The organism is Clostridium celatum (genome assembly GCF_021412605.1).
In the GTDB taxonomy this organism is placed as follows: Bacteria; Bacillota; Clostridia; order Clostridiales; family Clostridiaceae; genus Clostridium; species Clostridium celatum.
Window position 1 is genome coordinate 1 of sequence record NZ_JAJKGM010000050.1, and the last position, 18,712, is coordinate 18,712.

Genomic DNA, 18,712 nt, shown 5'->3' on the forward strand with positions numbered 1-18,712 from the left:
ATATATTTTAAATTATATTACATATTTGTATAAAATTAAAGACTACTGACACTTTGTCAGCAGTCTGAAATAAAAAGAGCAACAGTGTTGCTCTTTTTATTTAATCATACATAAGGAATGCATATTACTCCATAAAAATGGTATAAAACTTATTCAAATCAATATTACCTTCAATAATTTGATACTTGCTACTGTCTACCACTAAATAATTATTATCAAACAAAATGATTTCTGAACCATCATTTCTCTTTATGTCCACTTTATAAGAATAGTCTTTTGGTAATTCACCATTATACTTTTTCAAAGTATATCTTGATAACTTTGGTATAAAGTCATCTATAAGATATTGGTGCTTTGTTCCTGACTCAATTTTTTTATCATTCACAGTAATTGATTCATAATTACTTTGAACTAAATTAATGATTTTAGACGCATCAATATTTTTAGGTGTACGTCCCCATAAAACTAAACCACCAAGAAGAATTATACAGATAATACATACTGATATTTTCTTTTTCAAATCATATCCCCCCCGTTAAATTAATTCACTATAATAAATTATGTTTTGATAAACTTATATTATAATAGCATTAATAACCTTAATTTACCATAAAAAGCTTAAAAACCTTTCTTAAAAACATAATTTTACTTACATTAGAATCCGATAGTTCTTAATGAAAATTCGCTCGTTATACTTGTTGTATGAGATGTATGAGAATGTACTAATAGGTTTCTAACCTTAATTATATCTTTATCTGACTTGAAGTACTCTAGCCATCTAAACCATGTTAAGTAGTCGGACATGTACTTTGTGGCAATTCCTTGAAATCTATTCATCCAATTCTTTAATCTACTATGAAAAGAATTTACATGTTGAAGGTGATATATGCCTAATTTCTTCTTACCTTTAGGCAATTGAATTAGCTATAATTCTGATTCTTTTGCAAACTTTTTAAAGCTTCTACATGAATCTGTACAAGCTATAGCTTCATCATCAATTTTGTTTTCAAATAGTTTTCGTATAGCATTAGCACTTATTTTGCCTCTACCAATAGGCTCTGAAATTATATTTCCAGAGCGGTCTAAGGCTACCATTACAGATATTTGGTCTTTACTAAGACCACTCTTTTTCTTTTCTTTAGCAGGAACATTAGGGTCTGGTTTAACTCCTCTTTTATATGCTTTTCTAGGCATTTTAAAAATAGAGTTTTCAGTATGTTTTCCTTTGAATGATTCACGAAAAAACGTATCATCACATTCAACGATACCTTCTACAGAGCCTTCCCCAAGAAACTTCTTAACTCCATCTAGAATTTTGTGTCTCCAATAAAAAGATGTAGCTAAAGAAATTCCAGTTTCTTGAGCACATCTTTGAAGAGTATAGCCAGCTATCATGCATTTAGCATAGGTAATCCATTGTTCTAGTGGCTTTTTGCTATTATATGAAGGTGAGTATGTGAAATCGGTAAAAGTCTTTCTGCATGATTTGCAAATGTAACGTTGCTTGCCACTATACTTGCCATTTCTACAAACAGAATCACTCTCACAATAAGGGCAACATTTACCCTTTGAGAATCTATTTTCTTTAACCTCGTTAGTTACATCAGAAACATACCCTCTAGTAGATTTACGCTCTTCAAGGATATGATATATTAGGCTTTCTGCTGATACTCCCATTGTATCTATTTGGTTAATAATAGACTCTATTCCGTTCATATATAGCACCTCCGAATTAATATAATACTACTATACCCTAAATTCAGAATATTATCAAAAATCAACACTATTTAAGAAAACCGCCTTTTTTAATCATCCTCTTAATCACCGGTTTTAAGCTTAATTTAAAAATTTGATTATACTTCTTAGAATAGAAATATTTATGTTAAGCAAACTATATTTATAAAATATTTTAAGGAGATGTAAACAATGAAAAAAAATTTAAAATCTTTATCATTATTTCTAGTATCTTTAATTATGTTGACTCTAGTAGGATGTAGTAATAATAAAACTTCAAATAATAGTAGTAACTCTGCTACTATTACCCCACCTACAAATCAAGAATACTATGATTATTTAACAGAAAGATATGATCATTATTTTAAGGATAATTTGCTTAATACAACTTATGATATTTATGTTGATGATTTTACTTATGATAATTCATATGATGAATTTATTACTGCATATAATGGTTCTTATGATGAATTAAAAGCAGATTTAGAAGCTTTTAAAAAAGATTTACAAGATAATGTAGTAAAAGGCAATGCCGAAGTTGATAAATTCAATCAAGAAGTAATAACAGCTACTGATAAAGCTATTATTTCAGTAGATGATTATAACGGTAGTTTTTCTGAAAAAGCTAAAGACTATGCTACTTTATCAAAAGATGAAGTTGTTAAAGGATTAAAATCAATAGGTCTAGATGTTCATAATGCTAAATTAGACTTAGATAACTTAATAGATACTGCAAAGAGTAGATTAGGTGTATAAATAATAAAAATGAACCCTATTTTAGATAATAGGGTTCATTTTTATTATTGATTTCCCTTCCATATCATAAAAAATATTAAATATTTTTTTCCTTTTTACATATATTTATTAATATAAATATTAAAATTCTAGGAGTTTTTATGAATAATATTTTGACTAAAATAAATAATTTAGAAAAGCTCATTGGAAATACACCATTAGTTGAAATTTCATTTAAATATAAAAGTAAAAAGATGAGACTATTTGCTAAATTAGAATCCTACAATTATACAGGAAGTATAAAAGATAGAATTGCTATTTATATTTTAAGGAAATCATATATTAATAAAGCTTTATCTGATGATGATATTATCTTAGAAGCTACTAGTGGCAATACGGGAATATCATTTGCTGCTATTGGAGCTTATTTAGGATTTAATGTTCATATATATATGCCAGATTGGATGAGCTCTGAAAGAATAAAATTATTAGAAAGCTATAATGCTAGCGTACATTTAGTTTCAAAAGAAGACGGTGGATTTTTAAAGTGCATATCTCTTATAAACGAATGTCATAAAAATTGCCCTAATATATTCTTACCTGGTCAATTTACAAATGAAGACAATATATATGCACATTATTATAGTACTGGACCTGAAATATATAATAGCCTAAAGAAAAAGCACTTAACACCATCAATATTTGTTGCTGGTGTTGGAACAGGTGGTACTGTTATGGGAGTAGGAAAATATTTAAAAGAAAAAAATCATCATATTAAAATTTATCCTGTAGAACCATCTAACTCTCCAATTTTATCAACTAATAATCATGTTGGAACTCACCGTATTCAAGGTATTTCTGATGAATTTGTTCCTCCAATTGTTAATCTTAGTATGCTAAATGAAGTTATATCTGTTGATGATGGTGATTCAATAATCATGGCTCAAATGCTTTCAAAAAAACTTGGACTTGGTGTTGGAATATCTTCAGGTGCTAATTTTTTAGCTACCGTAAAAGCCCTTGAATTAAATAGTTCAACTTCAGTAGCTGTTACTGTTTTTCCTGATGATAATAAAAAATACATCTCTACTGACTTAATGAAAATTGAGCCTATAAAAAATGAATTTATTTCCTCAAAAATAGAATTACTAGATTTAAGAGTAATTTAAGATTGACTAATACATCTAAAAGAGGCCATATCTATTTCTATATAGCCTCTTTAATTTGTTAAATTCCAAATATAGGTTGAGAAATATCCCTTGCATATACTCCCTCTGCTCCATTAATAAGAAAAATATCAGAAACAATACTAAATAAACTAGAAATAATTATATATATATTCGGTTGAAGAGAATACTCAAATTCTCCATTAAGCTTTTCTTTATATAAAATGTTATATCTATTAATTGCTATATTAGTAAATATTATTTGTGTTATAAAAAAAATATAAACTACTTTTAATGCTAATCCATCTGGCATTTTAGAGTCTAATTTATTATCTTTATTATTATTGTACTTTTCATAAATTACTTGAATTCCTTCTATTGTTGCTATATAAAAAATAATATATGCATAAATTACTATTATTACAGTTTGTGCTTGTAAATATAATAACTTCAACGATTGGATATCAGCTTCACTCATTAGGTTATAATAATTTGATTCATCATATGTATAATTATTGGTATTTTTTGTTTTTTTATAATTATATTTTGATTTTTTATTTGCCATTATATTATTTCCTTACTTTTTTATTCATACTTTATAATATTTATAATATTATTCTTTGCTCCAAAATTTAACTTTCCTTTTTCTTCTTAATACCAAGAATAAATAAAACTACAATTGATTATTATAATAAATATATTAATTATTATTTTAAGAGGTATTTACAAATGAAAAAAACTAATAAAATCTACTATACTTTATTATTAGCTCTTATATTTTTATTTACATCTATTACATATAAATCAGTTGCATTATCTGATATACATATTATACAAGATTCAAATAATTCAAAATCATTACCACTACATTTTCGTAAAACTACCGATATTTCAACTGCTAGTGCTCTTGGCTCCTTAGATACAAAAGGACTAGATAAATTAAATATTTCTGGAAGTGGACAGTTTACAGAATTTAATCTTCCCTTCCTAAAAGAAGCTATTGATGATAGCTTTTCTATAATTGATATAGATTTAAGACAAGAATCTCATGGATTTATAAACGGAGTAGCTATTAGCTTTGCAAACTCAAATAATAATGCTAATTCTGATCTTACTTTAGATGAGGTTATATATAAAGAAAATAAAGATTTATCTTCAATAAAATTAAATGAAAAATTTTCTTTACATAATACTAATAAATGTATTACTCCTAAAAATATAAAAAACGAATGCACTCTTGTTGAGTCTAATAATATATCATACCTTAGAATTCCAGTAACAGACGGAGGTTTACCTAATGAGGATATGGTTAACTACTTTATAGACTTTGTAAAAAAACAACCCGAAAATACCTGGCTTCATTTTCACTGTAAAGCAGGTGTAGGAAGAACTACAACATTTATGATAATGTATGATATTATAAAAAACTATAACGATGTAAGCTTAAATGATATTATTGCACGTCAACTACTATTATCTGGTCTTTCTCAAAGTAATACAGTTGATTTTTTTGTTGGTGCAAGATATAAATTTTTAAGCGAGTTTTACAATAAATGTAAAAATAATGAATTTAATATTTCCTCATTAAACTCTAATAATACTGTTATTCCTTGTGGTAGTGCTATTAATAATTTAAAAAATAATTTTTTAAACACCTTCTATACTACTACAACTGATTTCTCTGATATAAAAACTAACTTTAACTTAACTAATAATGGCTCTTACATTAAAAATACTGTAGTTCCTAAGTTTCTTTATGTAATATCAGAAAATAATATGACTAAAGCAGAACAAACTATGATTGTAACTCTTCAAGGCCTAATAGCTCCTCAATCCGAAAATCAAATTTACATCTTAAGCCCTAGTGAGCCTGATTATGAAGTATGGCTTAAAGATTTAAAAGAGAACTATAATGTTAACTATAAAATAATTAACGACCCTTGGATATTATTAGATAAATTTAAAAATTATATAGATGGCTATGCTTTATATAGCAACGTAAAAGCACCATCTATAAATAATGCTTGTACTCTTGCTTCATTAAATAATGCTATTGCTATTGATGAATCTATTGAATCTATATTAAACACTTATGGAGTAACTAATTTAATTGAAGATTGTAGAGAAACAGATAAATATTGGGCATATAATAACCTTTGGAATTTAGGATTAAATCATTCTACTGTAATACAACTTCCTAGCGATAAATTTATGTCTTTACGTGATTATGGAATTTTCTCAAAGTCGCTGATATTTTACGAAGATGATATAGATGATATCTCATTAAGAGAACTTATTTTTAGTTCTATGGATGATGGTGGACAAATTCTAGGTTGGGGACCAGATGAACATACTAATGTCTCCATTGCTTCAAAATTTGGAATAGATATGATTGCCGCTGATTGGTCCTATAATCTTTCTGTTTTAAGTTCATATCCATCAACACCTAAAGTTCAAAATATTAACAATGAAATTGAAGAAGAAGATGGAGTTCATTATGTCACCTTTATTATGTCTGATGGTGATAATCAACAATGGTTGCTTGGAAGTAATTTTAGCGTAAAAAATTGGTTTGGTTCTCCTTACAGAGGTAACTTTAATTTAGGTTGGTCAATAAGTCCATCTTTATATTACTTAGCACCTACAGTTTTTAATAAATACTATGAAGCCTCTAGTGATTCAAAACATACTGACAATTTTGTAATTCCTGCTTCTGGTAATGGATATATGTATCCTAGTAAGTTTCCTAGTGATAAATTAAGTAATTATACTAAAAGATTAAATGACTATATGGAAATTGTTGATCAACATAATATTTTAATTCTTGATGATGAATCTTTTTATAATAAAACTTTATGGGATAAATATACTTGCAATCCTAATATAGATTCGCTTTTATATCTAAATTATGATATAAATAATGCTTATAAAGGCAAAATAATTTGGTCAAATGATAAACCTATAATCTCTTGTCGTGATTTACTTTGGGGAGGATTAGAAGATGAAAATCAACTTATTGATAATATCAATACTAGAATAAATCTAGGTTATACAAAAATTAATGATCCCAACTCTTATACATTTGTATATGTTCATGTATGGAGTAATACTATGGATAATGTTAATGATGTTGTAACCAAACTAAATAAAAATCCCAAAGTGAGAATTATAACCCCGGATACTTTTGTAAAATTAATAACAAAGAATGTACCTCATATTGATATGTAGTACACTAAAAGTTTCTAAAATTAAAAAGGTAAAACTTCACCATTTTATATGGTAAGTTTTACCCTTGGTATTATTTATCATTTATTAAGCTATAATAGCATCATTTTCCTCTAGTTTTATTTTTCTATAAAGTATAATATTAACGAATTTATTCCCATATGGTAAACAGAATTGTATAAATGGACCTATTGCTAGCATTGATATTATAGTACCGATTCCAATTTTACCACCTAATATAAATCCTACTACTAAGAATGTTGCATCTAGTGCTATTCTAACCCAACGATATTCTATTTTAACCTTGTGCACAATTATAAATGGAACTATATCATTTGGAGCTACTCCTATATTACTAGCAGACATTATTGAAAATCCTACTGCAATTATAAAACAGCCTGCTAAAACTAATAACATTCTTACAAAATAATTATAAGATTCAACTGGAAAATATGAAACCACCTTTACTCCTAAATCAATTATCGGCCCAACGCCAACTACGCAAATTAAAGTTCCTATCTTTATATGTTTCCTATCAACTAATATTATTATAGTAAATAAAACAATTAATATTATCATATTTGCTACACCTGGAGTTACTTCAGCTTTACCTGCTATTGCATGAACTATTGATAAATCTTTTAATCCAGTTTTATTTAATACTATTGATAATCCTTGAGTAAACACTGTAAATGTATCAGAACCTATATTAGTCTTTAAAAATAGTGCTACTCCAAATTGAATTACACTCATTCCTACAAAGAATAAGATTAATCTTTTAATTAAATTCATTGCCTTTTTCATCTCATTACTTCCTTTACTACTACATCTAAACTATGATTTTTACTATGTTTTCTTATAACGTTTGCATAATTTTTATCTACTTGTTTATTTTATAACAATGAATTTATATTGTCAAAATCATCATAGTAATCGTTTCCATTAGCCTGTATTCAATCATTCCTATATTTTTAATATAATTTATTGATAATTTTATGAATAAATTTTTTTAAATTTTATTTTCTTACGTTTTATAATCTTTCTCTAAATATATCCATATTAAAATTATATCCCGGACAACTCTTCGTTACATTTTTAACTTCTCTATGACCTAAAACATTATATTTTTTTATTCTATATTTTTTCATAAAATATCTACATAATTTATATAATGATTTCATTTGTTTTCTGGTTGGGTAACCTACATCAAAATTTCCACTTAAACAAATTCCTATAGATTTGTCATTTAATCCTTTAGTATGTGCACCTACATGCATTCCCCTTCCTGAAATTATTTGTCCGTTTTTTTCTATAAAATAATTATATCCTATTCCTTCCCATCCTAATGATTTATGATATTCATTAGTTTTATAAACATCTAATTCTTCATTTTCTGTATGATGTATTATAATATATTCAGGATTCTTTAACCTTTCAAGTTTTATATTAAATTTAATTATATTTTTTTAATTTTCAATATATTTACCTTAATAAATTAATTTTCACATATTATACTATTCTAATAATATTTCTGTATTTCATAAAAATAATTAATTTACACTTTAAATAATAAAAAGATATAATCTACAAATAATTATGTTTTATTTGTAGTTATATCTTTTTAAAATATATTAAATTAATTATTTTGAGTTAATTGTATAGCTTTAACAACTACTTGTGGTGGTATTGATTTAGTCATTGCTTCACTTAGTACTAAAAATACAATATCACCTTTTTTTACATTAAAATCTTTTATATTAACTTTTTCTATTTTAGGCTCTTCTCCTTCTGCAGGCATTTTATCTGGAATTATTATAGTTTCATCTGTAAGAATAGCTACAATTTCTTCCTTATAAGGTTGACATCCTTTAATATACCCTTTAGTTTTTATGCTTATTATATTTTCCTCTTCATTCTTTTGTACTTCTTCAACTTCTCCCATAAAAATAGCATTCATAGGTCTTGGTGAGCTAGCAAATACATTACATGTAAAAACAAACAGTAATAATAGTGTTAATAATATTATTTTTTTATGCTTCATAATTTTCTCCTATCTTTAAAGTAATATTTTTATTTTTCACTATTATTATTTTTTTATTATAGCTATTTAATTCATTTTTTTATATTTTTAAATGGTATTTTTTCTACAATTACTATTTATATACTCTTCTAATATTTTAATAGAATTTTCACTAAATATAGAAACTTTAAATATTTTTTCTGCCCCTGCTAATATTAATTGTTTCTCAACCTCTAAAATGTCTTTATTACACTTACTATTTTCAAGTGCTTTATCCATTTTAGTTATTATGCCAATAACTTTTCTTCCAAATGTAGCTCCAAAAGCTGGTGGAATCTTTCCAAACATATCTCCATATTCTTGAACCAAAGCAATAATTTCAACTTCTGCCGCTGTTATAATTAGTGCTCCATAATAACATATATCTTCTATGTACTGTCCTGGTGTATCAATTATATCTTCATATATCTCTATAGTTTGTGTTTTCTTGTCTCTTACTTCTTCACCTTTCATTAGTTGACAAAGTGAAGTTTTTCCACAACTATTCTTTCCTATAAAAATTATCTTTTTCATAATATCTCCATATATTATTAATTGAAAATAAACCGCCTAAGATTTTGTTACATTTGTTGTCGTAAATTTCAAATTTTCACCTAATACTCTCATGACTTCTCTTAACGCTTCATCAACTGCAGATATACTCCCTATTATAACTAACGATCCACTAAATCTATCTATAAATCCAATAGTTACCTCTGAAGTTTTAGTTGCTATATCAGCTGCTATTATCGTTGCTTCACTAGGGGATATTGTCATTATCCCTATTGCAGATTTATTTTCAATATTTAATCCTAATTTTTTATATAAATCATCTACCGGATTTGCTATTAAATGTGCTAAAGTAACCTGCTTACCTGGAACCAACTCTTGAATAATTCTTGATACTTGTTTATCTTCAAAAATATTATTCATTCCGTATCTCCCTATCTTTTATAAAATATATTATTCACAATTTCTAATTTCAATAAAGATTTTCTATAAAATCAGTACTTGGATTTGCAATTATTCCTGTATCCAATAGCATTCCTTTTTCTTCAAGATTTTTCTTACTACTTTCAATAGCCATCTCTATAGCTGATAATTCACCATTTATAATAAAAAAGCTTTTTCCACACATTCCTCTAGCTAATCTTATCTCTAAAAGTTGTACTAATGCAGTTTTTGCTGCAATATCAGCAGCTTCAATTATTGATGCAACAGAATAACTTTCAACTATACCTATTGCTCCTTTAACTTCAACTGATGTACTTCCTGAAATAGCTCTATAAATTTGCTCTATAGGATTTCCTAAAATAAATGAATCTATTACATTATGCTCAAATCCTTTTATTCCTGCTTCTAAAGCTGCTTTAACAGCTGATATACTTCCCTTAAATAATACAATATATTTTCCTGGGCATACTGTTGCTGCATGGATTATTTTTATATCAGAAGTTTTTGTCATACAATCTGCTGCAACCATCCCTGTAGGAACTTTTAAATATTCCACTAACCCTAATGCATTTATCAAAGCTACTCACTCCTTCTTATAGTAATAAATTCTTTGTTAACCTCTTCTATAATTCCCTTAATTGGTGAATGTAAAAATACACCTAAATCCTTTTCATTTATTATGCCAATAGCTTGTCCATTTACAACGCTATCACCTTTTCTTACTATAGTTGTTACTGAAACACCAATACTTTGCCTTGTGCTAATCCTTAATACAGATGGATTATTATTTATCTTACATATTGGAGCATCAACATTATATTGTGTTAATTTTAATCTTCCAATTACTCTGCCTACAGGAACTTTTTTAAATTCTCTCTCTTCTTTTACCTTGTTGTGCACATCATCTTTTACTTGTTGTGTAAGTTTTATTCCTTTCGATCTTAACCGCCCCTTTAAATCAGCAATTATTGCCTTAGGATTTAACCCTTGATGACATGAATATGCCGAACATAAGTTACACTCACAGCATGCTAATGCATTTACAAAAATATCACTTTTATTGTCTAATCCAAAAACTAACGAATTCATTATTTTATGTGGTTCAATAGAGTGCCCTAGTAAATTTCTCGGACATAAATCTGTACACATTCTACATTGAGAACAAACACCCATAGCTCTCTTTAGTGCAATCTTAACTTTATATTCCTTAAGCTCTACTATTGGATTATCTAATGGTAATATAAATATCCCCTTTGTAGTCTTAGTAACAGTTTCGTTTAGATTACCAATTCTTCCTGTCATGGGGCCTCCTACTAAAAGTTTATATTCTTCTACAGTTAATCCTCCTACTTCTTTTAATAATTCTTTAAATGAAATTCCAATTGGAGCCTTTAAGGTTTTTGGATTTTTAACGGCTCCACCAACGGTTACATACTTATGTGTAACTTTCTTTCCTTTCTCTATTGCCTTATATACATTTAATGCAGTTTCAACATTGGTAACCATTGCTCCAACATCAATAGGAATCCCTCCTTGTGGCACTACTAATCCAGTTATTTCATAAACTAATACCACTTCATCTCCAATTGGATACATATCTTCAAGCAACTTCTTTCTTAATCTTGGAAACTGATAAATCATTTCATCTACAGCTTCATTAGCCTTATGATAATGTTCTTTAAATGCTATTACACCTTCTTTTGCACCTACGGCCTCAACAATGTTATCTAATCCCTTTAATACCTCATACGTCTTTTCACTTAATAAATTTTGATCAACCCTAAACAATGGTTCACATTCTGCTCCATTTAAAATAACAACATTAACATCATAAGATAATTTTGCATATGTAGGAAAACCGGCTCCTCCAGCTCCCACTATACCACTTTCTTTTAATATTTTTTTTACTTCTTGAAGCATAATATGACCCTCTTTCCATTTAATTCACTTCTCTTAATTACACATTTAACTAATCGACTATTCCAACTATAGCTGAATCTACTGGAACATCCCTAGCTAATCCAAGCCTAGCACTAGAACCAGTAGTTACTATAACCTCTGTTTGTATTCCTGCTCCAACCCTATCTATAGCTACTATATTTTTCCCTTGATTATACTCCTCCAAAGGCTTAACAATTAATAATTTATATCCCATAAGATTCTCTTCTTTTCTCGTACTAACTATATTTCCAATCACTGTTCCAACTATCATTTTTACTACCTCCTGAACACATTCATTCGACGATAGGATAAGACATTTTTTTATTTTAAAAAATTAATCACCTAAAATTTCAACCATTTGTCCATTCTTGATTCCTAGAGCATTAGCTTCATCTATATCTATATGCATTTCAAAATTGAAATCATCTCTAACTCTAACATCTACATTCTCTAAAATTCCTGCTCTATCTCCATTAACTCTAACAGACACTATTCCTTCATCAATTCCAAATTTTTTAGAATCTGTTGGGTGCATATGTATATGCCTTTTAGCAATTATACATCCTTCTTCTATTCTAATTGCACCTTTAGGCCCTATTATAGTAACAGGTGCTGAATTTTTTATATCTCCAGAAAGCCTTATAGGTGCATTTATTCCAAGAAAAACACTATCAGTTACTGAAATTTCAACTTGCGTCGCCTTTCTTAATGGACCTAGAATCCTTACTTTTTCAATAGCCTTCATTTTTGAACCAAGTATTGTTACAGTTTCTTCTGCTGCAAACTGTTCCCCCATCAACATTTTTCTTATTGTAAGCTCATATCCTTCTCCAAAAAGTATATCTAAATGCTCCTTAGAAATATGAATATGTCTTGCAGAAACGCCAATCCTAACTTGTTTTTTATACTATTAAAATTATTACTTTTTATTTCCTCTATAACCTTTTGAGTTATCACTTCTAATAAAGCATTCTTCATTTATATCACCACTCCTAGAGATTATGAATTCTTTGGCAATATACATTCTACCGTTGAATGTGGCCTTGGAATTACATGAACTGCAACAACCTCACCAAGTTTTCCTGCAACTTCTGACCCTGCTTCAACAGCTGCCTTAACAGCCCCAACATCCCCTCTTACCATTACAGTAACTAAACCAGACCCTATTTTTTCAGTGCCTATCAATTCAACATTAGCAGCCTTAACCATTGCATCTGCACCTTCTATAGCGGCTACTAACCCTCTAGTTTCTAACATTCCTAATGCTTGTTGACCCATTCTAATACCTCCTAACTCATCATTACCTTTAACTTTTTTATTATTATCTTTTTGCGTCTTCATAATATTTTTATCATTTTTTTCTTTATCTATATCTTTGCTTTTCCCGTCATCTACTGCTCTCTTCTTCTTTCTACCCCTCTTTTTAGGTTTAGTAGCATCCATATCATTAGTTTCTACATCAAAACCATCTTCTGACCCTTTATCGACTTTTTTATTTTCATCCATAAACTAACCTCTCGCCTTATTGAATTTTAAGCTACTTTTTTCTAATAAAGCTATTACCTCTTCATGAGGCCTAGGTATTACTGCATGGGCTACACATTTGGTTATTGAATCACCTGCTTTATATCCAACTTCAATAGCAGCTTGAACATCTTCTATACTTCCTTCAATTACTATTGTAACTAATCTTCCACCTAACCTATTTTCCATAGTTTTAAAAGTAACATTAGAAGTTTTTATCATAGCATCAAGTGCTTGTACTCCAGCTACCACCCCAACAACTTCAACTATTCCTATAGATTTCATACAAACACCTTCTCTCCTTGAAGTTTATTACTCTAATGTAGGTAAAATCTTTTCAACATCACCATTTGGCCTTGGAATTACATGAACTGCAACCAATTCTCCTAAGCTCCCTGCAGCACTTGCACCAACTTCTGTTGCTGCTTTAACTGCTCCAACATCTCCTCTTACCATTACAGTAACTAACCCTGATCCTATCTTTTCAGTTCCAATTAAAGTTACATCAGCTGCCTTAACCATAGCATCTGCCGCTTCAATAGCCGCTACCAACCCTCTTGTTTCCACCATTCCTAAAGCTTCTTGTTTCATATTAATATCCTCCCTTAAACCTTTTTTAAAATTTAATTTTATGCCTATTTTATCTATAATTTTAAATTTTAATTTCTAAAACATAACTTCTTAACCATAGCCTTTTTAAATCATTTTCACTAAATTAATCTTTTAATTATTTAATACAACTTTCATGAATAAATAATTTTATTCCTTCATCTGGATTAGGTATTATATAACTACAACTAACTCCTGATATACTATTAGCAGCTTTTATTCCTGCTTCCATTGCCATCTCTACATCAGATACACTACCTCTAAGTTTTATTACCACAAGTAATGGAACTAGTAGATTATCAGCATTTGCCGGTTTATTTTTATCAAAAGATTGTATTGTAACTTTTCCAGCTTTACAAGCTGCATCTGCTGCAACTAAAGCTGTAGTTAATCCAAAAACCTCTAATATTCCTAAAGCCGCCATTCTATCACCTCATTACTTGTTTATTATTGCAAGCTTAATTCCTTCTTGTCTTATATTAGTTTCTAACGCTTCTTGAAGTGCTTCTAACGGGAACTCATGTGTTATAAGTTCTTTAATTGGCAAACCAATTCCATTAGCTCTCTTTATAAAATCAAATGTTGTTAAATAATCTTGTGGTGTATAAGTCCAAGATCCGATAGCTGTTATTTCTTTATTACAAAGATCAAAGTGAGGATTTATTGTAGCATCTCCATTATCAACAAAGAATCCTACTTCGCATAAGCCACCACCTCTTCTTATAAATTTCCATATCCCAGAATGAGCCTTTGGTGAACCTGTACATTGGAAAGCAAAGTCCACACCTAACCCATCTGAAACACTCTTAACTTTGTTTATTGTCTCTTCAAAAGAAGAGCTTTCCATTATATTAATAGTTTCATTTGCACCTAATCTTTTTGCCATTTCAAGTCTCTTTTCATTTCCATCAACAGCTATAATATTTTCAATTCCTGAAGTTCTAAGAACACTCAATAGTAATAACCCTATTGGCCCACATCCTTGAACTAAAACCTTTGAATTAAATTTAAAAAGCCCTGTTGCTTTAGCTCTTTCAACAGCATGTACAACAACTGCAGCTGGTTCAATTAATATTCTTGAATGTAAATCCATATCAGATACATTGAAAATAGTAGAACCTTTTCTTATTACTAAATAATCACCAAACCAACCGTTTAAGTGAACGTTATCATCAGATATCAATCCATAAATCCCTGCATTTTCACAAAGATTAGTTCTATCTGGATGATTTAAACATACAGGACATTCACCACATGGAATAACACAAGTTACTATTTTATCTCCAAGCTTAAGGTCTTTTCCTGAAGAATCCTTTTTAATATTTTTACCTATTTTTATTATTTCACCAGTGCCTTCATGTCCAAGCACTACTGGAATTATTCCAAAGGGATCATTCTTATATTCATGTACATCTGTGCCACAAATACCACATCCCTCAACCTTAATAAGCATTTCATCGTCATTAATTGCCGGTATATTAAACTCTTTTATTTCTATTCTTTGTTTTGCAGTTAATAATCCCACCTTTGCAGTATTTTTAATTACTTTTATTTCTTCTTTTATACATGCAGATGTCATTTCATTAATTACATTCTTAACAATAGCTTCTATATCAATATTATTAACATTCATCCCAATCCCTCCCCGTAATTACATACTCCTAAATTATTTGTATATATTATTTAAAACCCTCATCAAATTGTAATTTTTATATCTCTTTTTACTTAATAGAAAGTGCGTCCTTCATAATACATCTTCTACTTTTACTAAAGGTTTTTGCTGAGCTTAAACCTTCTCCAGTCCTACTAGCTATTGTAAATGTAGGATATCCTTCGGCCTCTACTCCCAATGCCGAATATGACGGTGCATTCTTAACAAATATTGCTGTATCTATTTCTCTTGCAAAATAAGTTAATCTATCAATTCTCTTTGAATGTATATGAGCTGAATGCCTATTTCCATGTTCAAGTTCTACAGCTACATCCACTGCTGTATTAAAATCTTTAACTCTCACTATTCCCAGTATAGGCATCATTAATTCTTCAACTATTAATAAATTACTTTTACATCCTTCAAATATTATGCATTTTACCGAATCATCGGCATAAACACCAATTGCATCTAATATTATTTTCGCATCTCTACCTACAAAATTTCTATTTAATGTAACTTTTCCATCTTTCCTAATTAATACAGTATCAATTAATCTATTAATTAATTCAGTACTATTCAAAAAATATGCTCCTTCTTTTTGCATGTCCTCTATAAGTTCATCACAAATAGAATCTAATGCAACTACTTCCTTTTCTGCTATACATGGTAGATTATTATCAAAAGTAGCACCTGCTATTATTGATTTCGCTGCATGTTTTATATCTGCTGTTTCATCAACAAGCACAGGTGGATTTCCAGCTCCTGCTCCTATTGCCCTTTTACCTGAAGAACAAGCTTGAGTTACAACTCCTGGTCCGCCAGTTGCTGATATAAATGGAATATCCTTATGTTTCATTAAAGCACTAGTTATCTCTATGCTTGGATTTTCAAATGTAACTACAATATTTTCTGGTCCTCCAACTTCAATAGAAGCTTCATTTATAAGTTTTACTGCAAATTTAGAACAGCTTTTTGCTGCTGGGTGCGGAGCAAAAACTACTGAATTTCCTGCTGCAATCATTCCAATTGAGTTACAAAAAATTGTTGCAGTTGGATTTGTTGATGGAGTTATAGCTGCAATTACACCAAAAGCTCCTCTTTCAACTAAAGTTAATCCACCGTCACCACTCCATGCAGTTGTAGTTAAGTCTTCAGTTCCTGGGGTTTTTCTAGCTACTAAAACATGCTTTGTTATTTTATCTTCAACTTTTCCCATACCAGTTTCATCAACTGCCATAATAGATAATCTTTCAGAATATGTTAAGCACTTTTCCCTTATTTTTGTTATTATATTTTCCCTATCTTTAATTGTAAGTTGTTTTAATTCTTTATATGCCTTTTTTGCTGCCGCTACTGCAGAATCAACATCTTCAAAAACATACTTTTCTTTATTACATCCACAACTTCCACCACAACTACCATTTCCACAGCATGCTTCTTCTTCAATTTCTTTAGTTCCAATCTCACTAATAACCTTCGCAACAATATCTTGTATTAATTTTGTGTTATCATCCACTTAATTACCTCCCCATAAATCTCTTTTGCAAGAAAAGCTAACTCATTATCATATTTAGCAGTTCCACCACTTACTCCAACACCACCTACAACTTTTTCATTTATCTTTAACGGAAAGCCACCTGGAAAAGATACTATCTTGTTATTATTACTATTATTTATCCCAAATAACTCTCCCCCATCCCTTGATAATTCTCTTATTTCTTCTGTAGAAAGCCTTACTGTAGCACTTGTATATGCCTTATTTAAAGCAATATCAAAACTTGCTGGTAATGCTTCATCCATAAAATGAATTGCTATTGGTGTTCCCCACTCATTCGCTATTGCAATAACAACTGGAGTTCCATAATTATTTGCTATTTGCTGAACTGCCTCAATTACATGAGTTGCTATCTTTAAATTAAGATATTTATTTTCATTCAAATCAATCACCCTTAATTCTAAACACAAATTTAAAATTTATATCTATCATTATTTAGATAACACTCTAGCTGTTACCTCTTTAACTATTCTTGCTATTAATTCTTCTTCTGAAGAGGTTTCTTCTTCAATATAATTTGAACTATATTTACATTTTCCTTCTTTGTTACATAGAGCTGGATGCTTACCTACTAAATTCATATTCTTTCTTATATCTATTAATTTTTCAACCTGACCATTATTCAGAACTTGTGGCTCACCAATTTGACTTGATATAAACATAAGCTTTGCATAAAATTCTAATGATTCCATCTTAAAATATGCTGTCATTAAATCAGGACCATACGTTAATGCTCCGTGGTTTTCCAAAAGTACTGCATCATAGCATTGTAAATACTTAGCTACTGCATCTGGAATTTCTTCTGTTGATGGAGTTCCATATTCCGCTATTGGAACTTCCCCTAAGGCTATAACTGCTTCTGGCATAATTGCTTTATTTAATGGAATTCCTGCAATAGCATAGCTTGTACCATATGGTGGATGAGCATGAACTACTGATTTTACATCTGGTCTCTCTCTATAAACTCTTAAATGCATTTTAACTTCTGATGAAGGTTTAAATTTCCCATTAGCTTGTAATACATTACCATTAATATCTACCTTACAAATCATATCTGGAGTCATATATCCCTTTGAAACTCCTGTAGGTGTACAAAGTACTTCCTTATCATTTATTCTCACCGAAAGATTTCCATCATTTGCCGCAACAAATCCATTTTGATAAATCCTCTTTCCTATATCACACATCTGTTTTTTTATTTCATATTCTGAAAACATAAATTCTCTCCCTTCTAATAAACACTTAAAAAACTAAATCTGCTTTTTGTTTGTTTTTTCTTTCTTTATCTTTATTTTACCAATTTATTACTTATATGTCAATTTGTTTATGTTGTGTGTTTTTTATTTTTTGATCTTTATAAATTAGCATTTTGCAAATTTATTTGTTTATGAATTTTACTTAATAAAAACTACCTTCTATTTATATGTATTTTCTTTAACTAAAGTAAAAAAGAACTATCAAATTTTAATTTGATAGTTCTTCAGACTGCTGACAAAGTGTCAGTAGTCTTTAATTTTATACAAATATGTAATATAATTTAAAATATATTAATTTAT

The 18,712-nt window shown here is 29.0% G+C and carries 24 protein-coding genes; 3 read left to right on the forward strand and 21 right to left on the reverse strand.

Annotated features, from left to right (window positions below; all coding sequences use genetic code 11):
• Positions 1-124 precede the first annotated feature (124 nt).
• From LPC13_RS14950 to LPC13_RS14960, 3 genes are all read right to left on the reverse strand, one after another.
• Positions 125-520, reverse strand: coding sequence for a hypothetical protein (locus tag LPC13_RS14950; protein ID WP_005210327.1), 396 nt, complete (start codon positions 518-520; stop codon positions 125-127).
• Positions 521-654: 134 nt separating this feature from the next.
• The gene (locus LPC13_RS14955; protein WP_147576207.1) at positions 655-837 is read right to left on the reverse strand and encodes a hypothetical protein; all 183 of its coding nucleotides are present in this window, start codon (positions 835-837) and stop codon (positions 655-657) included.
• An 87-nt stretch (positions 838-924) separates the two neighbouring features.
• The gene (locus LPC13_RS14960; RefSeq protein WP_195244111.1) at positions 925-1,716 is read right to left on the reverse strand and encodes an IS1595 family transposase; all 792 of its coding nucleotides are present in this window, start codon (positions 1,714-1,716) and stop codon (positions 925-927) included.
• Positions 1,717-1,926: 210 nt separating this feature from the next.
• On the opposite strand from LPC13_RS14960, the gene LPC13_RS14965 reads away from it, so the two are divergent.
• Together LPC13_RS14965 and LPC13_RS14970 are read left to right on the forward strand one after the other, a co-directional pair.
• Positions 1,927-2,490, forward strand: coding sequence for a hypothetical protein (locus tag LPC13_RS14965; protein ID WP_005210323.1), 564 nt, complete (start codon positions 1,927-1,929; stop codon positions 2,488-2,490).
• A 140-nt stretch (positions 2,491-2,630) separates the two neighbouring features.
• Positions 2,631-3,638 (forward strand): PLP-dependent cysteine synthase family protein, encoded by a 1,008-nt coding sequence (locus LPC13_RS14970; protein ID WP_005210321.1) that lies wholly within the window; start codon positions 2,631-2,633, stop codon positions 3,636-3,638.
• A gap of 58 nt (positions 3,639-3,696) precedes the next feature.
• On the opposite strand, the gene LPC13_RS14975 is transcribed toward LPC13_RS14970, so the two are convergent.
• A complete protein-coding gene (locus LPC13_RS14975; RefSeq protein ID WP_005210319.1) occupies positions 3,697-4,200 on the reverse strand; it encodes a hypothetical protein in 504 nt (167 codons plus the stop codon).
• Between the two features lie 164 nt (positions 4,201-4,364).
• Here LPC13_RS14975 and LPC13_RS14980 point away from each other — a divergent pair, with 164 nt between their 5' ends.
• Positions 4,365-6,863, forward strand: coding sequence for a GxGYxYP domain-containing protein (locus LPC13_RS14980; protein WP_005210317.1), 2,499 nt, complete (start codon positions 4,365-4,367; stop codon positions 6,861-6,863).
• Between the two features lie 84 nt (positions 6,864-6,947).
• On the opposite strand, the gene LPC13_RS14985 is transcribed toward LPC13_RS14980, so the two are convergent.
• From LPC13_RS14985 to LPC13_RS15065, 17 genes are all read right to left on the reverse strand, one after another.
• Entirely contained in the window at positions 6,948-7,664 is a 717-nt protein-coding gene (locus LPC13_RS14985) for a YczE/YyaS/YitT family protein (RefSeq protein ID WP_005210315.1), read from the reverse strand.
• Between the two features lie 227 nt (positions 7,665-7,891).
• Complete coding sequence (locus LPC13_RS14990) at positions 7,892-8,320, reverse strand: peptidoglycan recognition protein family protein (RefSeq protein WP_040418495.1); 429 nt, start codon at positions 8,318-8,320, stop codon at positions 7,892-7,894.
• A gap of 176 nt (positions 8,321-8,496) precedes the next feature.
• Positions 8,497-8,901, reverse strand: coding sequence for a hypothetical protein (locus LPC13_RS14995; RefSeq protein ID WP_195244105.1), 405 nt, complete (start codon positions 8,899-8,901; stop codon positions 8,497-8,499).
• Between the two features lie 87 nt (positions 8,902-8,988).
• Complete coding sequence (locus tag LPC13_RS15000; protein ID WP_195244104.1) at positions 8,989-9,453, reverse strand: EutP/PduV family microcompartment system protein; 465 nt, start codon at positions 9,451-9,453, stop codon at positions 8,989-8,991.
• A gap of 36 nt (positions 9,454-9,489) precedes the next feature.
• Positions 9,490-9,852, reverse strand: coding sequence for an ethanolamine utilization microcompartment protein EutS (gene eutS / locus LPC13_RS15005; RefSeq protein WP_005210305.1), 363 nt, complete (start codon positions 9,850-9,852; stop codon positions 9,490-9,492).
• Between the two features lie 49 nt (positions 9,853-9,901).
• Complete coding sequence (locus LPC13_RS15010; protein WP_040418493.1) at positions 9,902-10,450, reverse strand: BMC domain-containing protein; 549 nt, start codon at positions 10,448-10,450, stop codon at positions 9,902-9,904.
• Between the two features lie 2 nt (positions 10,451-10,452).
• A complete protein-coding gene (locus LPC13_RS15015) occupies positions 10,453-11,793 on the reverse strand; it encodes a 4Fe-4S dicluster domain-containing protein (protein WP_005210302.1) in 1,341 nt (446 codons plus the stop codon).
• Between the two features lie 49 nt (positions 11,794-11,842).
• Positions 11,843-12,085, reverse strand: coding sequence for a EutN/CcmL family microcompartment protein (locus LPC13_RS15020; protein WP_005210301.1), 243 nt, complete (start codon positions 12,083-12,085; stop codon positions 11,843-11,845).
• 63 nt (positions 12,086-12,148) lie between these two features.
• Positions 12,149-12,703 carry a phosphate propanoyltransferase gene (gene pduL / locus LPC13_RS15025; RefSeq protein ID WP_320414760.1) on the reverse strand — a complete coding sequence of 185 codons (555 nt, stop codon included), beginning with the start codon at positions 12,701-12,703 and terminating at the stop codon, positions 12,149-12,151.
• A gap of 110 nt (positions 12,704-12,813) precedes the next feature.
• Positions 12,814-13,092, reverse strand: a complete 279-nt coding sequence (locus LPC13_RS15030) for a BMC domain-containing protein (protein WP_147576208.1) — start codon at positions 13,090-13,092, stop codon at positions 12,814-12,816.
• A gap of 231 nt (positions 13,093-13,323) precedes the next feature.
• Positions 13,324-13,623 carry a BMC domain-containing protein gene (locus LPC13_RS15035; protein WP_005210293.1) on the reverse strand — a complete coding sequence of 100 codons (300 nt, stop codon included), beginning with the start codon at positions 13,621-13,623 and terminating at the stop codon, positions 13,324-13,326.
• A 27-nt stretch (positions 13,624-13,650) separates the two neighbouring features.
• Complete coding sequence (locus LPC13_RS15040; protein ID WP_040418490.1) at positions 13,651-13,929, reverse strand: BMC domain-containing protein; 279 nt, start codon at positions 13,927-13,929, stop codon at positions 13,651-13,653.
• 136 nt (positions 13,930-14,065) lie between these two features.
• A complete protein-coding gene (locus tag LPC13_RS15045; protein WP_195244100.1) occupies positions 14,066-14,371 on the reverse strand; it encodes a BMC domain-containing protein in 306 nt (101 codons plus the stop codon).
• 12 nt (positions 14,372-14,383) lie between these two features.
• Positions 14,384-15,580: a zinc-dependent alcohol dehydrogenase gene (locus LPC13_RS15050; protein WP_005210288.1), complete on the reverse strand. Its 1,197-nt coding sequence runs from the start codon at positions 15,578-15,580 to the stop codon at positions 14,384-14,386.
• An 88-nt stretch (positions 15,581-15,668) separates the two neighbouring features.
• Entirely contained in the window at positions 15,669-17,117 is a 1,449-nt protein-coding gene (locus LPC13_RS15055; RefSeq protein WP_005210286.1) for an aldehyde dehydrogenase family protein, read from the reverse strand.
• Positions 17,096-17,539, reverse strand: a complete 444-nt coding sequence (locus tag LPC13_RS15060) for a GlcG/HbpS family heme-binding protein (RefSeq protein WP_195244098.1) — start codon at positions 17,537-17,539, stop codon at positions 17,096-17,098. The genes LPC13_RS15055 and LPC13_RS15060 overlap by 22 nt, the downstream gene beginning before the upstream one ends.
• Positions 17,540-17,587: 48 nt before the next feature.
• Positions 17,588-18,373: a class II aldolase/adducin family protein gene (locus LPC13_RS15065; RefSeq protein WP_195244097.1), complete on the reverse strand. Its 786-nt coding sequence runs from the start codon at positions 18,371-18,373 to the stop codon at positions 17,588-17,590.
• Between the last annotated feature and the right edge of the window lie 339 nt (positions 18,374-18,712).

Excerpts from the sequence above, each read along its gene's own strand:
- LPC13_RS14970 (WP_005210321.1), top strand. The coding sequence starts at position 2,631 with ATGAATAATATTTTGACTAAAATAAATAATTTAGAAAAGCTCATTGGA.
- LPC13_RS14955 (WP_147576207.1), bottom strand. The coding sequence starts at position 837 with ATGAATAGATTTCAAGGAATTGCCACAAAGTACATGTCCGACTACTTA.
- LPC13_RS15045 (WP_195244100.1), bottom strand. The coding sequence starts at position 14,371 with ATGGCGGCTTTAGGAATATTAGAGGTTTTTGGATTAACTACAGCTTTA.
- LPC13_RS14985 (WP_005210315.1), bottom strand. The coding sequence starts at position 7,664 with ATGAAAAAGGCAATGAATTTAATTAAAAGATTAATCTTATTCTTTGTA.
- LPC13_RS14960 (WP_195244111.1), bottom strand. The coding sequence starts at position 1,716 with ATGAACGGAATAGAGTCTATTATTAACCAAATAGATACAATGGGAGTA.
- LPC13_RS15030 (WP_147576208.1), bottom strand. The coding sequence starts at position 13,092 with ATGGGTCAACAAGCATTAGGAATGTTAGAAACTAGAGGGTTAGTAGCC.
- LPC13_RS15000 (WP_195244104.1), bottom strand. The coding sequence starts at position 9,453 with ATGAAAAAGATAATTTTTATAGGAAAGAATAGTTGTGGAAAAACTTCA.
- eutS (WP_005210305.1), bottom strand. The coding sequence starts at position 9,852 with ATGAATAATATTTTTGAAGATAAACAAGTATCAAGAATTATTCAAGAG.
- LPC13_RS15065 (WP_195244097.1), bottom strand. The coding sequence starts at position 18,373 with ATGTTTTCAGAATATGAAATAAAAAAACAGATGTGTGATATAGGAAAG.
- LPC13_RS15035 (WP_005210293.1), bottom strand. The coding sequence starts at position 13,623 with ATGAAATCTATAGGAATAGTTGAAGTTGTTGGGGTGGTAGCTGGAGTA.
- LPC13_RS14975 (WP_005210319.1), bottom strand. The coding sequence starts at position 4,200 with ATGGCAAATAAAAAATCAAAATATAATTATAAAAAAACAAAAAATACC.
- LPC13_RS14965 (WP_005210323.1), top strand. The coding sequence starts at position 1,927 with ATGAAAAAAAATTTAAAATCTTTATCATTATTTCTAGTATCTTTAATT.
- LPC13_RS14980 (WP_005210317.1), top strand. The coding sequence starts at position 4,365 with ATGAAAAAAACTAATAAAATCTACTATACTTTATTATTAGCTCTTATA.
- LPC13_RS15040 (WP_040418490.1), bottom strand. The coding sequence starts at position 13,929 with ATGAAACAAGAAGCTTTAGGAATGGTGGAAACAAGAGGGTTGGTAGCG.
- LPC13_RS15015 (WP_005210302.1), bottom strand. The coding sequence starts at position 11,793 with ATGCTTCAAGAAGTAAAAAAAATATTAAAAGAAAGTGGTATAGTGGGA.
- LPC13_RS14995 (WP_195244105.1), bottom strand. The coding sequence starts at position 8,901 with ATGAAGCATAAAAAAATAATATTATTAACACTATTATTACTGTTTGTT.
- LPC13_RS15050 (WP_005210288.1), bottom strand. The coding sequence starts at position 15,580 with ATGAATGTTAATAATATTGATATAGAAGCTATTGTTAAGAATGTAATT.
- LPC13_RS15020 (WP_005210301.1), bottom strand. The coding sequence starts at position 12,085 with ATGATAGTTGGAACAGTGATTGGAAATATAGTTAGTACGAGAAAAGAA.